Origin of the sequence: Enterobacter cloacae complex sp. 2021EL-01169 (assembly GCF_020733125.1) — a bacterium.
Taxonomy (GTDB): Bacteria; Pseudomonadota; Gammaproteobacteria; order Enterobacterales; family Enterobacteriaceae; genus Enterobacter; species Enterobacter roggenkampii.
This window is the reverse complement of record NZ_JAJFTC010000001.1, coordinates 25,026-38,234: the sequence shown is the minus strand read 5'-3', so window position 1 is coordinate 38,234 and position 13,209 is coordinate 25,026. Positions and strand designations below refer to the sequence as shown.

General features: G+C 58.7%; 9 protein-coding genes. 1 reads left to right on the top strand and 8 read right to left on the bottom strand.

Going from position 1 to position 13,209, the window contains the following annotated elements; genetic code table 11:
• Positions 1-36 precede the first annotated feature (36 nt).
• From glrR to purL, 4 genes are all read right to left on the bottom strand, one after another.
• Entirely contained in the window at positions 37-1,374 is a 1,338-nt protein-coding gene (glrR, locus tag LLF79_RS00190; RefSeq protein ID WP_021241871.1) for a two-component system response regulator GlrR, read from the bottom strand.
• Complete coding sequence (gene qseG, locus LLF79_RS00185) at positions 1,361-2,098, bottom strand: two-component system QseEF-associated lipoprotein QseG (protein ID WP_227878974.1); 738 nt, start codon at positions 2,096-2,098, stop codon at positions 1,361-1,363. The genes glrR and qseG overlap by 14 nt, the downstream gene beginning before the upstream one ends.
• Before the next feature lies 1 nt (position 2,099).
• On the bottom strand, positions 2,100-3,527 hold the full coding sequence (qseE, locus tag LLF79_RS00180) for a two component system sensor histidine kinase QseE/GlrK (RefSeq protein ID WP_021241873.1): 1,428 nt from the start codon (positions 3,525-3,527) through the stop codon (positions 2,100-2,102).
• 532 nt (positions 3,528-4,059) lie between these two features.
• Positions 4,060-7,947 carry a phosphoribosylformylglycinamidine synthase gene (gene purL / locus LLF79_RS00175; protein WP_023344698.1) on the bottom strand — a complete coding sequence of 1,296 codons (3,888 nt, stop codon included), beginning with the start codon at positions 7,945-7,947 and terminating at the stop codon, positions 4,060-4,062.
• 267 nt (positions 7,948-8,214) lie between these two features.
• Here purL and mltF point away from each other — a divergent pair, with 267 nt between their 5' ends.
• Positions 8,215-9,765 carry a membrane-bound lytic murein transglycosylase MltF gene (gene mltF / locus LLF79_RS00170; protein ID WP_045416264.1) on the top strand — a complete coding sequence of 517 codons (1,551 nt, stop codon included), beginning with the start codon at positions 8,215-8,217 and terminating at the stop codon, positions 9,763-9,765.
• Here the strand turns inward: mltF and tadA are convergent.
• Genes tadA through murQ form a run of 4 tightly spaced genes read right to left on the bottom strand, consistent with a single transcriptional unit; the run spans position 9,653 to position 13,122 of the window.
• Positions 9,653-10,192: a tRNA adenosine(34) deaminase TadA gene (tadA, locus tag LLF79_RS00165; protein WP_008502172.1), complete on the bottom strand. Its 540-nt coding sequence runs from the start codon at positions 10,190-10,192 to the stop codon at positions 9,653-9,655. The two genes, mltF and tadA, sit on opposite strands and share 113 nt — an antisense overlap.
• 24 nt (positions 10,193-10,216) lie before the next feature.
• On the bottom strand, positions 10,217-10,852 hold the full coding sequence (yfhb, locus tag LLF79_RS00160; RefSeq protein WP_063436209.1) for a phosphatidylglycerophosphatase C: 636 nt from the start codon (positions 10,850-10,852) through the stop codon (positions 10,217-10,219).
• A gap of 3 nt (positions 10,853-10,855) precedes the next feature.
• Positions 10,856-12,217, bottom strand: coding sequence for a PTS transporter subunit EIIC (locus tag LLF79_RS00155; protein ID WP_227878973.1), 1,362 nt, complete (start codon positions 12,215-12,217; stop codon positions 10,856-10,858).
• 11 nt (positions 12,218-12,228) lie between these two features.
• Positions 12,229-13,122 carry an N-acetylmuramic acid 6-phosphate etherase gene (murQ, locus tag LLF79_RS00150; RefSeq protein ID WP_021241879.1) on the bottom strand — a complete coding sequence of 298 codons (894 nt, stop codon included), beginning with the start codon at positions 13,120-13,122 and terminating at the stop codon, positions 12,229-12,231.
• Between the last annotated feature and the right edge of the window lie 87 nt (positions 13,123-13,209).

Below are 13,209 nucleotides of genomic sequence, written 5' to 3'. Positions count from 1 at the left end.
TGCTCACAGTACCATATTCAGGCAAATTTTGCGGTACTACTCTTTAAAATCGTTCGCTTCCAGCTCGTGGCGCGAGAGCAGCTTGTAAAACTCGGTGCGGTTGCGCCCGGCCATGCGCGCCGCGTGGGTCACGTTGCCTTTGGTGATCTGCAATAGCTTGCGCAGATAGTTCAGCTCAAACTGGTTACGCGCTTCGGCAAACGTCGGCAGCGCCGTGTTTTCCCCTTCCAGCGCCTGCTCCACCAGCGCGTCGCTGATGACCGGTGAGGAGGTCAGCGCCACGCACTGCTCAATCACGTTGACCAGCTGACGGACGTTACCCGGCCAGCTTGCGGCCATCAGCCGCTTCATCGCATCGGTGGAAAACGCGCGCACGAACGGTTTATGGCGATCGGCCGCCTGGCGCAAAAGATGGTTCGCCAGCAGCGGGATGTCTTCCGCACGTTCGGCCAGCGCCGGGATCTTCAGGTTGACCACGTTCAGGCGATAGTAGAGATCTTCGCGGAACTCGTTGCGGGCCATCACTTTTGGCAGATCGCGGTGGGTAGCGGAGATAATTCGCACGTTAATATCGATATCGCGGTTGCTGCCCAGCGGGCGCACTTTGCGCTCCTGCAGCACGCGCAGCAGCTTGACCTGCAGCGGCGCGGGCATGTCGCCAATTTCGTCCAGGAACAGCGTGCCGCCTTCCGCCGCCTGGAATAGCCCTTCACGGCTGCTTACCGCGCCGGTGAATGCGCCGCGGGCATGACCAAACAGTTCGGATTCAAGCAGCTGCTCCGGGAGCGCGCCACAGTTAATCGCAATAAAGGCGTTCTTGCTGCGCGGGCTGGCGTTATGAATCGCCTGCGCGAGGATCTCTTTCCCGGTTCCACTTTGACCATTAATCAGCACGCTAACGTCTGACTGTGCGACCATTCGCGCCTGTTCCAGCAGGCGCAGCATCACGGGGCTGCGCGTGACGATAGATTCCCGCCAGGCTTCATCCCCCGCCGGAGCGGCATGTTCCAGCGCGCTGTCGATAGCCTTATACAGTGCGTCTTTGTCCACCGGCTTGGTCAGGAAGCTGAACACCCCCTGCTGCGTCGCGGCAACCGCATCCGGGATCGACCCGTGCGCGGTCAGGATAATCACGGGCATACCCGGCTGCTGCTTCTGGATCTCCGCGAACAGCTGCAGGCCGTCCATTTCATCCATCCGCAGGTCGCTTATCACCAGATCGATTTTCTCGCGGCTGAGAATTTTCAGCCCCTCCAGCCCGCTTTCCGCGGTCACGACGCTATAGCCTTCACTCACCAGACGCATCCCCAGCAGCTTTAACAGCCCGGGATCGTCATCCACCAGTAAGAGATGGGCTGGTTTACGGCTCGTCATGCTTCACATCCTCTTGTTTCGGCGTATCGCTGTCCGGCGCAGCGGATGAACTCCCCGGCTGATATTTACGCGACGAGAGCTGTCTTTCGATATCGGTCAGGTTCTCCAGCTTGCGCGTCGTGGTATCCAGCTGGGTACGTAAATGTTGCTGCTGTTGACGCAGCGTATCCAGCTCGCTGTCGGTTGACTGTTGCAGCTTGCTGTAGCGGGAGCGCTCTTCAGAAAGCTGAAGCTGTAGCGTCTGTCCCTCGCGCCAGAGCTGGTATACCGGGCGGATCTGTACCGGAAGATTGACGACAAAGGTGTCCAGCCGGGTCACGTTGGCGCGGCGTTCGACGGGGGTGATTTTCGCATCCGCCAGCAAAATGCCACGCTTGAACGCGTCCAGCCAGGTGTCATCATCCAGCATCGCCGCTTTCGCGCGGGCATCAACCGGCGTCAGACGCTGGGCGCAATCTATCCCGCGCAGCCAGAACAGCGGGTTAGTTTCGACGTCATGGCCTGAGAGGTTCCAGATGTCGTCGCAGCGGGTTGAGAGGAAATCGGCCAGCTGGTTATCGGGCCATTTATCTTCTTGTTTATCGCTAATCGCACTTTGCGGCACATGGGAAACACACCCTGCCAGAAATACACAGGGCAGGCTCAGGCGAAGCGTGCTGCGGGAAAACACCGCGCGTACGGCGCGGGAAAAGACGTGTGACATACTCACCAGACATAGATTCATTTTATTGATTTTTCCGGCTCAGGGGCAGTTCAATACGGAAGCAAACATCCGAACGTTCGTCCGTGGCGATGTTAAGCTCACCCTGCATGCGTCGTATGCAGTCCCGGGCGATGCTTAAGCCCAGACCACTGCCTTTCACCGCACCTTTCCGCTGATGACTCCCCTGGAAAAAGGGCTCGAAGATCATGGTTTTTTCGTCATCGGGGATCGGGGTGCCGGTGTTAGCGACGTCTATAAACACCCGGGAACCCTTCGTATAGCTTCGGATATAAATGTTACCGGATTCAGTACCATAGTGCACCGCATTGGAATAAAGATTATCCAGCACGCTCATTAGCAGCATGGGTTCAGCGAGACAGGTCGGCGCATTCAGCTCTACACCGGTATGCATCATTTTAGCTCTTGCTGGCAGGCTATGGGCGGAGATCACCATATCCACCAGCGGTTCAATGTCGACGTTTTCCAGTACGACCGCTCCGTCAGCCAGCTTGCGGTTGTAATCCAGCAGCTGCTCAATCAGCTTCTGCAGATTGCGACTGCTGTTATCCAGGATCTCGACAATTTCTTTCTGTTCGGGCGTAAGCGGCCCAGCCACTTCGTCCGCCAGCAGCTCCGTCCCTTCGCGCATGCTGGCCAGCGGCGTTTTAAGCTCATGGGAGATATGGCGCAGGAACTGATGACGCTGTGATTCAAGCCACGCCAGGCGCTCGGACAGCCAGATAATACGCTGACCGACGGAACGCAATTCGCGGGGACCTTTAAAAGCGACCGTATCCCCGAGCGATTTCCCCTCCCCCAGGCGGTTGATCATCCGCTGGATACCCTTCACCGGGCCGATGATCATGCGGGTAAAGAGCAGCACCAGCCCGAGGCTCACCAGGAACAGCACCAGCGCCTGCCAGCCGAAGAACTGGCCGCGCTCGGCAATCTCCTGCTGAAGCTGCTGGCCGCGAGAGAAAATCACCGTGCGGGTTGACTGCACCATCTCGGTATTGGCGTTGGCGAAGGCTTCCAGGCGCGCGGCGGCGGCGGCATCGGGTCCACTGTTGTGGCACTGCAGCTGCGCAAGATCGTTCAGATCCTGACGTAACGCCTGATACAGCTTGTCGTCAGGCAATACGCCGGCGTGAGCATCCAGCATTTCGCTGTAGCGCTTGCGCTGGCTCTGGTACACCTTTTCCAGCGTGCGATCGTCAAGCACGCAGTACTGACGATAGCTACGCTCCATCTCAAGCGCGGCGTTGGTCATGGCTTCACTGCGTCTTGCGTCAATAAGCGTAGTGCGGTTCGTCAGTGCCGCCTGGGCACTCAACGCGTTCAGGCTTTGCCAGGCCTGCCAAGCAAGGATCAGCAACGGCAGCAGGATCAGCAGGAAGGCCATCATCACGAGCTGTCGCAGGGAACGGGGAAAAACGGGCCAGCGTTTCAACGCATTACTCTCTTAATGGGGATATACGCAGAGCGTAACTGAGTCTGCCCTTCAGATACAACAAAGCCGGGTAAAAACCCGGCTTTGTCATGGAATGAGGCGGTGCCTAACTCGACGTTTCGCCCTGGCCTGATAAAGCATCGCTATGATCAGTAGTTGGACGGCAGGCACCTTTTTGTGCGTCATTCGAAGTTTATGTAGCACGTCCCGAAGGGGCTGACATAAGAAGGTGAATGAGCCACTGGTTAATATTATGCAACACCCATGCCAAAATGCAAAACAAAATATTAACACATTGAAATATATGATTTTTACTCGCTTAACCCGTTCATTATCGGTTGAATGATTTCCAGGCTAAGTGTCGCTGTTCAGCAACACCTTAACGGGAACCTTTTCTACAGTATATAAATCAATAGGTTAAATGTCTCCTTTTGGAGACACCCAAACCAGAGGGTTGTCGCGATTTTGCGACAGAGACAAAAAAGCCCGGTGGCGCTCGCGCCTACCGGGCCTACAGTCAGGATGCTGAAACTTAACCCAGCTGTTTACGGGCGTTGCGGAAGATGCGCATCCACGGGCTGTCCTCGCCCCAGTTTTCCGGGTGCCAGGAGTTGCTCACGGTGCGGAACACGCGTTCCGGGTGCGGCATCATGATGGTGGCACGACCGCTTTCGCTGGTCACCGCCGTAATACCGTTGACGGAACCGTTCGGGTTAGCCGGATAGGTTTCTGTCACCTTGCCGAAGTTATCGACAAAGCGCAGCGCCACCAGACCTTTGCTCTCCAGCTGAGCCAGATGCGCAGCATCACGCACCTCTACCTGACCTTCACCGTGGGAAACGGCGATTGGCATCTGTGAACCGACCATACCCTGCAGCAGCAGAGACGGGCTCTGGGTCACTTCCACCAGGCTAAAGCGCGCTTCGAAGCGGTCAGACTGGTTACGCACAAAGCGCGGCCAGGCTTCGCTGCCTGGGATCAGCTCGCGCAGGTTAGACATCATCTGGCAGCCGTTACACACGCCCAGCGCCAGCGTCTGCGGACGGTGGAAGAAGGTTTCGAACTCGTCGCGTACGCGGCTGTTGAACAGAATGGACTTCGCCCAGCCCTCGCCCGCGCCCAGCACGTCGCCGTAGGAGAAGCCGCCGCACGCCACCAGCGCCTGGAAATCTTCCAGACCGGTACGTCCGGCCAGCAGATCGCTCATGTGGACGTCGATAGCGTCAAAGCCCGCGCGGTGGAAGGCAGCCGCCATCTCAACGTGGGAGTTAACGCCCTGCTCGCGCAGCACGGCCACTTTCGGACGCGCACCGGTCGCAATGTACGGCGCAGCGATGTCTTCGTTGATGTCGAAGGAGAGCTTCACGTTCAGGCCAGGATCCTGGTCATTGGCCTTCGCGTTGTGCTCCTGATCGGCACATTCCGGGTTATCACGCAGGCGCTGCATCTGCCAGGTGGTTTCCGCCCACCACATGCGCAGCGTGGTGCGGCTTTCGCTGAACACGGCGTGACCGTCAGCTTCAATGACGAAGCGGTCGCCCTGAACGGCTTTACCCAGATAGTGTACGCAGTCAGCCAGACCATGCTGCGCCAGAATCGCTTCAACCGCATCGCGATCCGCCGCACGCACCTGAATCACGGCGCCCAGCTCTTCGTTAAACAGCGCAGCCAGACGGTCTTCGCCAAGCGTCGCAATGTTCGCTTCCACGCCACAGTGGCCGGTGAAGGCCATCTCTGCCAGGGTCACCAGCAGGCCGCCGTCGGAACGGTCGTGGTAGGCCAGCAGCTTACGCTGCGCCACCAGCGCCTGAATCGCGTCGTAGAAGCCTTTCAGCTGCGCCACGTCGCGCACGTCGGCTGGCTTATCGCCGAGCTGACGGTAAACCTGCGCCAGCGCGGTGGCGCCCAGCGCGTTGTGGCCTTTACCCAGGTCAATCAGCAGCAGGGCGTTATCTTCGGTCACCAGCTGCGGCGTAACGGTGTGGCGCACGTCTTCCACGCGGGCAAACGCGGTGATGACCAGCGACAGCGGAGAGGTCATCTCGCGCTGCTCGTTGCCTTCCTGCCAGCGGGTTTTCATCGACATGGAGTCTTTGCCCACCGGAATGGTCAGGCCGAGGGCAGGACACAGCTCCTCACCCACCGCCTTCACGGCTTCATACAGGCCCGCGTCTTCGCCTGGGTGACCGGCAGCGGCCATCCAGTTTGCGGAGAGCTTAATACGTTTGATATCGCCAATCTGCGTCGCGGCGATGTTGGTCAGCGCTTCACCGACCGCCAGACGGGCAGAGGCCGCGAAGTCCAGCAGCGCGACCGGGGTGCGTTCACCCAGCGCCATCGCTTCGCCGTAGTAGCTGTCGAGGCTCGCGGTGGTCACGGCGCAGTTCGCCACCGGGATCTGCCACGGGCCAACCATCTGATCGCGGGATACCATACCGGTCACGGTACGGTCGCCGATGGTCACCAGGAAGGTTTTCTCCGCCACAGCTGGCAGGTGCAGCACGCGGTTAACGGCTTCAGCCACGGTAATGCCCTGACGATCCAGCGCTTTGCCCGCCGCCTTACGGGTCTGCACGTCGCGGGTCATCTTCGGCGTTTTTCCGAGCAGGACGTCGAGCGGCAGATCGATCGGCTGGTTGTCGAAATGGGTGTCGCTCAGAGTCAGGTGCTGCTCTTCGGTCGCTTCACCGATGACGGCATACGGCGCTCGCTCGCGGCGGCACAGCTCGTCAAACAGCGGCAGCTGATCCGCCGCAACGGCCAGCACGTAGCGCTCCTGGGATTCGTTACACCAGATTTCCAGCGGGCTCATGCCAGGCTCATCGCTCAGGATGTCGCGCAGGTTGAAACGGCCACCGCGGCCGCCGTCGCTCACCAGCTCCGGCATGGCGTTGGACAGACCGCCCGCGCCGACGTCATGGATGAAGAGGATCGGGTTAGCATCGCCCAGCTGCCAGCAGCGGTCGATCACTTCCTGACAGCGACGCTCCATCTCAGGGTTGTCACGCTGCACGGACGCGAAGTCGAGATCCGCATCAGACTGGCCGGAGGCCATCGAAGAGGCCGCACCGCCGCCCAGACCGATGTTCATCGCCGGGCCGCCGAGCACGATCAGCTTCGCGCCGACGACGATCTCGCCTTTCTGCACGTGATCGGCACGGATGTTGCCGATCCCGCCCGCCAGCATGATCGGTTTGTGGTAGCCGCGCAGCTCTTCGCCGTTGTGGCTGTCCACTTTCTCTTCATAGGTACGGAAGTAACCGTTCAGCGCCGGACGACCAAATTCGTTGTTAAACGCCGCGCCGCCCAGCGGGCCTTCGGTCATGATATCCAGCGCGGTCACAATGCGCTCTGGCTTGCCGAAATCTTCTTCCCACGGCTGTTCAAAGCCCGGGATACGCAGGTTGGAGACGGAGAAACCGACCAGACCCGCTTTGGGTTTTGCACCACGACCGGTCGCCCCTTCGTCACGGATTTCACCGCCGGAGCCGGTCGCCGCACCCGGCCACGGGGAGATCGCCGTCGGGTGGTTGTGGGTTTCAACCTTCATCAGGATATGCGCGGGCTCCTGATGGAAGTCATAGCGCCCTGCTTCGCGATCGGCGAAGAAGCGGCCCACCTCAGAACCTTCCATCACCGCGGCGTTGTCTTTATAGGCAGACAGCACGTGGTCAGGGGTTTGCTCCATGGTATTTTTGATCATTTTGAACAGCGACTTTGGCTGCTGTTCGCCGTCAATAATCCAGTCGGCATTGAAAATCTTGTGGCGGCAGTGCTCCGAGTTCGCCTGCGCGAACATGTAGAGTTCAATGTCGTTCGGGTTACGGTTGAGCTTAACGAACGCATCCTGCAGGTAGTCGATTTCGTCTTCTGCCAGCGCCAGGCCAAGACGCAGGTTGGCGTCAATCAGTGCCTGACGGCCCTGCCCCAGCAGGTCCACGCTCTGTACCGGCGCAGGCTGATGGTGGGAGAAAAGCTTCTGCGCGTCATCAAGAGAGGCAAATACGCTCTCCATCATGCGGTCGTGCAGTTCAGCCGCAACCGCCTCCCACTGCGCGTCGCTCAGGGTAGAGGCTTCCACGTAGTACGCTACGCCGCGCTCCAGACGGTTAATCTGGCTCAGGCCACAGTTGTGGGCGATGTCGGTGGCTTTGGAAGACCAGGGGGAGATGGTGCCCGGACGCGGCGTCGCAAGGATCAGTTTGCCGGTTGGCGTATGGCTGCTGAGGCTTGGGCCATACTTGAGCAGGCGTTCCAGCTGTACGCGCTCCTCTGCATTCAGGGGGGCATTCAGGTCAGCAAAATGGACATACTCAGCGTAAATATTGCTTACCGGAAGGTCGGCCGCCTGAAAACGTGCCAGCAGTTTGGTAATACGGAAGGCAGACAGTGCAGGCGAACCACGCAGAATTTCCATCATAAGTCTCTCGTCTTCGAAGCGCCGGGGCGCTTTCAGTGTGCGCAAGGGGGGAAAACGGGCGTCATTATAGAGAATCCTGAGCGCCGACGAAACCGTTTGCGTCGAAATAAAATTGGCAAAGAGATTTAACAATAGATGTGACCTGTCTCTCTAATTGGTTGCCAAGTGGCGCAAGTTTACGCAAAATGCCGCTCATTCAATGGCAAACCTTATTGTTAACATGGCTACAGCAGACTGAGGCAACCGGCGTCGCAGAGAATTAACTAATTGAAAAAATTAAAGATTAATTATCTGCTCATCGGCATTGTAACGTTGCTGTTGGCAGTGGCCCTCTGGCCTTCCATCCCCTGGATCGGCAAAGCCGAAAACCGTATCGCCGCCATTCAGGAGCGGGGGGAATTGCGCGTCAGTACCCTCAACTCTCCGCTGATTTACAGCGACATCAACGGCAAAATCATTGGACTGGATTATGAACTGGCACAGCAGTTCGCCGATTACCTTGGCGTAAAGCTGAAAATCACCGTCCGCCAGAATATCAACCAGCTGTTTGACGACCTCGATAACGACGATGCCGATATGCTGGCCGCCGGGCTGGTGTATAACAGCGAGCGCAGCAAAAACTATCAGCCGGGCCCGACCTACTACTCCGTTTCGCAGCAGCTGGTTTATCGCGTCGGGAGCCAGCGCCCGCGCTCGCTGGCGTCGATTAACGATCGGCAGCTGACGATTGCCCCCGGCCACGTGGTGATTGACGATCTGCGCGAGCTCAAGGAGAAGAAATATCCCGACCTGAGCTGGACGGTGGATGCGAAACTCGGCACGACGGAGCTGCTGGAGCAGGTAAAAGATCAGAAAGTCCCCTACACCATCGCCGATTCGGTCGCGATCAGCCTGTTCCAGCGGGTGCATCCTGAAATCGCCGTGGCGCTGGACGTCACCGACGAGCAGCCAGTGACCTGGTTTACTCAGCTCGACGACGATCAGACCCTCTCTGCCGCGATGCTCGATTTCTTCAACACCATGAATGAAGACGGTACGCTGGCGCGCCTGGAGGAGAAGTACCTCGGGCATGGCGATGACTTTGACTACGTTGATACCCGCAGCTTCCTGCGTGCGGTAGACAGCGTCCTGCCGGACCTGCAGCCGCTGTTCGAAAAATACGCCCAGGAAATTGACTGGAAACTGCTGGCGGCTATTTCTTATCAGGAATCCCACTGGGATACCCAGGCCACGTCTCCGACTGGTGTACGTGGTTTGATGATGTTAACCAAAAATACCGCGCTGAGCCTGGGCGTCAATGACCGTACCGATGCGGAACAGAGCATCAGCGGCGGCGCGCGCTACCTGCAGGATATGATGGCCAAAGTCCCGGAAACGGTGCCGGAAGAGGAGCGGATCTGGTTCGCGCTGGCGGCCTACAATATGGGCTATGCGCATATGCTGGATGCGCGAGCGCTGACGGCCAAAACGAAAGGCAACCCGGACAGCTGGTCAGACGTAAAGCAGCGCCTGCCGCTGCTTAGCCAGAAGCCATGGTATAACAAGCTGACGTACGGCTACGCGCGCGGGCATGAAGCCTACGCCTACGTGGAAAATATCCGTAAATATCAGATCAGCCTGGTCGGTTATCTGCTGGAGAAAGAGAAAGAGGCGACAGAGGCCAAACGGCTGGCCCAAAGCTACCCTGTCGTGGCGCCGGACGAGCTTAACCGTCCGTCGGCTTCAATTCTGCCTTTTGCTGCTTTTTCTGCTGACGGCGCATTCGAAAGAAATCGCTTAATAGCCCCGAACACTCTGGTGCAAGCACCCCGCCGATAGTCTTCACCTGGTGGTTCATCCCCGGGTGACCCAGCACGTCCATCAGCGAACCGGCCGCACCGGTTTTTTCATCTCGCGCACCGAAGACCAGAGTTCCGATCCGGCTGTGTACCATCGCCCCGGAGCACATCACGCACGGCTCCAGCGTCACATACAGCGTGGTATCAAGCAGGCGATAGTTTTGCAGCACCAGACCGCCCTGACGAAGCGCCATGATTTCGGCGTGCGCCGTCGGATCGTGGCGGCCAATGGGACGGTTCCACCCTTCACCAATCACCTGGTTATTATGGACCAGCACGGCGCCCACGGGCACTTCGCCCTCGTCCCAGGCACGCTGAGCGAGCGTTAGCGCGTGGCGCATCCAGTATTCATGTGAGAATTCAGGGTTGGACAACGGTTGATACTCCAGTCGAAAAGCGGGCGGCATTATACACACCCCTTATAGATAAGACTATTCGAGTTGCTGAAGTTCACCTGATGGCGTGACGCGCCAGCGGTGCTGGCAAAAATAGAGCAGCGGGTTGTCCTGCTTGCTGTCGCTGTAGCCGCTGTACAGGCGCAGTGGCGTGCCGATACGTTTTTCCAGCTGGACCACTTTTTCATGACCCAGGCAGCGCATCGTCAGCACCCAACCGCCGTAACCGCGGGCAATTTGCGTGGCGATAAGATTCACGCGCGAAAGCCAGGGGGTATCAAAGTAGACCTGCTCCACCAGCGTCTGCGGGGAGCCGGTAATCAGCCAGATGTCGGCATCGTTCGCGTCGAGATAGCCGGTCAGGCGCGCCTGCACCACCGGGAATGCGGCAACGTGGCCGCGGAACCACTGCGCAAAATCCTGCTCGAGCTGTTTAAGCCGCGCTTCGCTGTGCCCAAACGTACATCCCCACAGCAGCAGGCTCATCGGCCATCGCGCCGCACGGCCTTTCACCAGCAGCGCGATCCCGATAACAGGTAAGAGCGGTAGCACGAGCAGCGCATTCAGAGGCTGACGCCGCAGCAGGTAACGCATAAACGTACCAAACATATCCTGCTGATGCAGCGTACCATCCAGGTCGAAAAAGACAACGCGACGCCCGTGATTTGCCAAACCTTACTCCTCTGGGTCGTTGAAACCTAACAGCCAGGTAAACAGGAACCCGGCGATCACCGCTACTAAATAGCCTAACAGATAGAGCACCACTTTTCCGGTCACGATGGTTAATGCCAGCGGTAACCCCGAGAGACCAAAGGTGATGACGGTGGCAACTTTCCAGTAGCTAATCAGCGCCCCGCCTACCGCGCCGCCCAGACAGGCCGCGAGGAACGGTTTACCCAGCGGCAGCGTAACACCGAAAATCAGCGGCTCGCCAATGCCGAGCAGTCCGACCGGGAGTGCGCCTTTAATCATTTTTTTCAGACGCGCGTTGCGGGTTTTCATCAGTACCGCAATTGCCGCACCGACCTGCCCTACACCCGCCATCGACAGGATAGGCAGCAGCGCGTTATAGCCGTGCGCCTGCACCAGCTCGACGTGGATCGGTACCAGCCCCTGATGCAGGCCGGTCAGCACCAGCGGCAGGAAAGTACCCGACAGCACCGCGCCCACTAACAGGCCGCCGCGATCAATCGCCAGCGACGCACCGTGGGCAATGGCCTCAGAGATCCACCCGCCTAACGGCTGGAGGGCCACAATCGCTACGCTACCGGTAATCAGCGTAGTCAGCAGCGGGTTGAGAATCAGCTCGATGGAGCCTGGCAGAACCGCGCGCAGCCGTTTCTCGATCCAGCACATCAGGATGACCACCAGCAGCACCGCGATCACCCCGCCGCGGCCCGGCTGGAGCGCCTCACCAAACAGCGTGATCTGCGCCAGCTGCGGGCTGGACAAGATGCCCGCCATCACCCCGCCCATCGCCAGCGATCCGCCAAACACCTTCGCGGTATTCACCCCGACCAGAATGTTCATGATGGTGAACACCGCGCTGCCGAAGATCCCGAGAATCCCCAGCAGGTTCGGATACTGCGTGGCGAAATCCCCCACAATATCCGGCCGCTTGAGGATATTGATGATCCCGGTGATCAGGCCTGAGGCAATAAACGCCGGGATCAGCGGAATAAAGACATTTGCCAGCTGTCGCAGCGCATCGCTCATCGGGGCTTTGTATTTCGCCTTTGCCTGGGCTTTGGTGCGCTCAGCATCGTCAATCGATACGCTCGCACTCACGCCCATCAGCGCGCGCATGGCATCGACAACCTGCGCCGCTTTCCCTGGGCCGACGATCAGCTGGTGCTGCTGCCCCTGCTTCACGTAGCCGCTGACGCCGGAAAGCTGCTTCAGACCCGGCACGTCAAGCTGGTCGTCGTCATGCACCTCGACGCGCACGCGCGTCATGCAGTTTTCGAGACGCTGAATATTTTGTTCCCCACCAATCCCCCGCAGGATACCGCTGGCGAGCGCTGCTGTTTTGTCCATACACGCCTCTGTTAGTGTTCTAATGCCGCCCGTAAGAAACCGTTATGCGCATCGAGTTTGGCTCTTGCGGCCGCCGCATCCAGCCCGCTTAAGATCATCAAAATGGCCGGTTTAACATCGTGATCGGTCTGTTTGAGTACCGCTTCCGCCTCTTCGCGGCCTGCGCCCGTCGCCTCCATCACCATGCGGCAGGCTCTGTCCACCAGCTTGACGTTGGTGGCCTGCATATCCACCATCAGGTTCTGATACACCTTGCCGAACTTCACCATCGCGCCGGTGGAGATCATATTGAGCACCAGCTTTTGCGCGGTCCCGGATTTCAGGCGCGTGGAGCCGGTGAGCGCTTCCGGCCCGACAACTGGCGAGATAGCAATAGCGGCCACCTGCGCAATCGGTGAGCCAGGGTTGCAGGAGATGGCGACCGTCGTGCAGCCGGTCTGGTTGGCGTATTCCAGCCCGCCAATCACGTACGGCGTACGCCCGGATGCCGCCAGCCCGACCACCAGATCCTTCGCGGTCAGATTAAGATCCTTCAGGTCATCCTCGCCCAGCTGTTTGTTGTCTTCCGCCCCTTCAACGGCTTTCAGCAGCGCACCGGGGCCACCGGCGATCAGCCCAACTACCAGACCATGCGGGACCCCAAAGGTTGGCGGACATTCTGACGCGTCCAGGACCCCTAAACGCCCGCTGGTCCCCGCCCCCATGTAAATAATGCGTCCACCGGCCTTGAGGGCTTCCGCAGCCGCATCGACCGCTTTCGCCACCTCTGGTAATGTCTCTTTTACTGCCTGCGCGACCAGCGTATCCTGTTGATTAAAGCGGTTAACCAGCTCCAGGGTGGAGAGCGCATCCAGATCCATGGTTTGCGGGTTACGTGTTTCAGAAACAAGTGAGCCAAGATTCATTTTTGTACCTCAAGAATTTTTAATTCATAATAATCACACTATAATGGAATATAAAATTCATTCAGGCGAGCAAAATCCGTATTTGCG

Excerpts from the sequence above, each read along its gene's own strand:
- LLF79_RS00155 (WP_227878973.1), bottom strand. The coding sequence starts at position 12,217 with ATGGACAAAACAGCAGCGCTCGCCAGCGGTATCCTGCGGGGGATTGGT.
- glrR (WP_021241871.1), bottom strand. The coding sequence starts at position 1,374 with ATGACGAGCCGTAAACCAGCCCATCTCTTACTGGTGGATGACGATCCC.
- purL (WP_023344698.1), bottom strand. The coding sequence starts at position 7,947 with ATGATGGAAATTCTGCGTGGTTCGCCTGCACTGTCTGCCTTCCGTATT.
- tadA (WP_008502172.1), bottom strand. The coding sequence starts at position 10,192 with ATGCCGCCCGCTTTTCGACTGGAGTATCAACCGTTGTCCAACCCTGAA.
- murQ (WP_021241879.1), bottom strand. The coding sequence starts at position 13,122 with ATGAATCTTGGCTCACTTGTTTCTGAAACACGTAACCCGCAAACCATG.
- qseG (WP_227878974.1), bottom strand. The coding sequence starts at position 2,098 with ATGAATCTATGTCTGGTGAGTATGTCACACGTCTTTTCCCGCGCCGTA.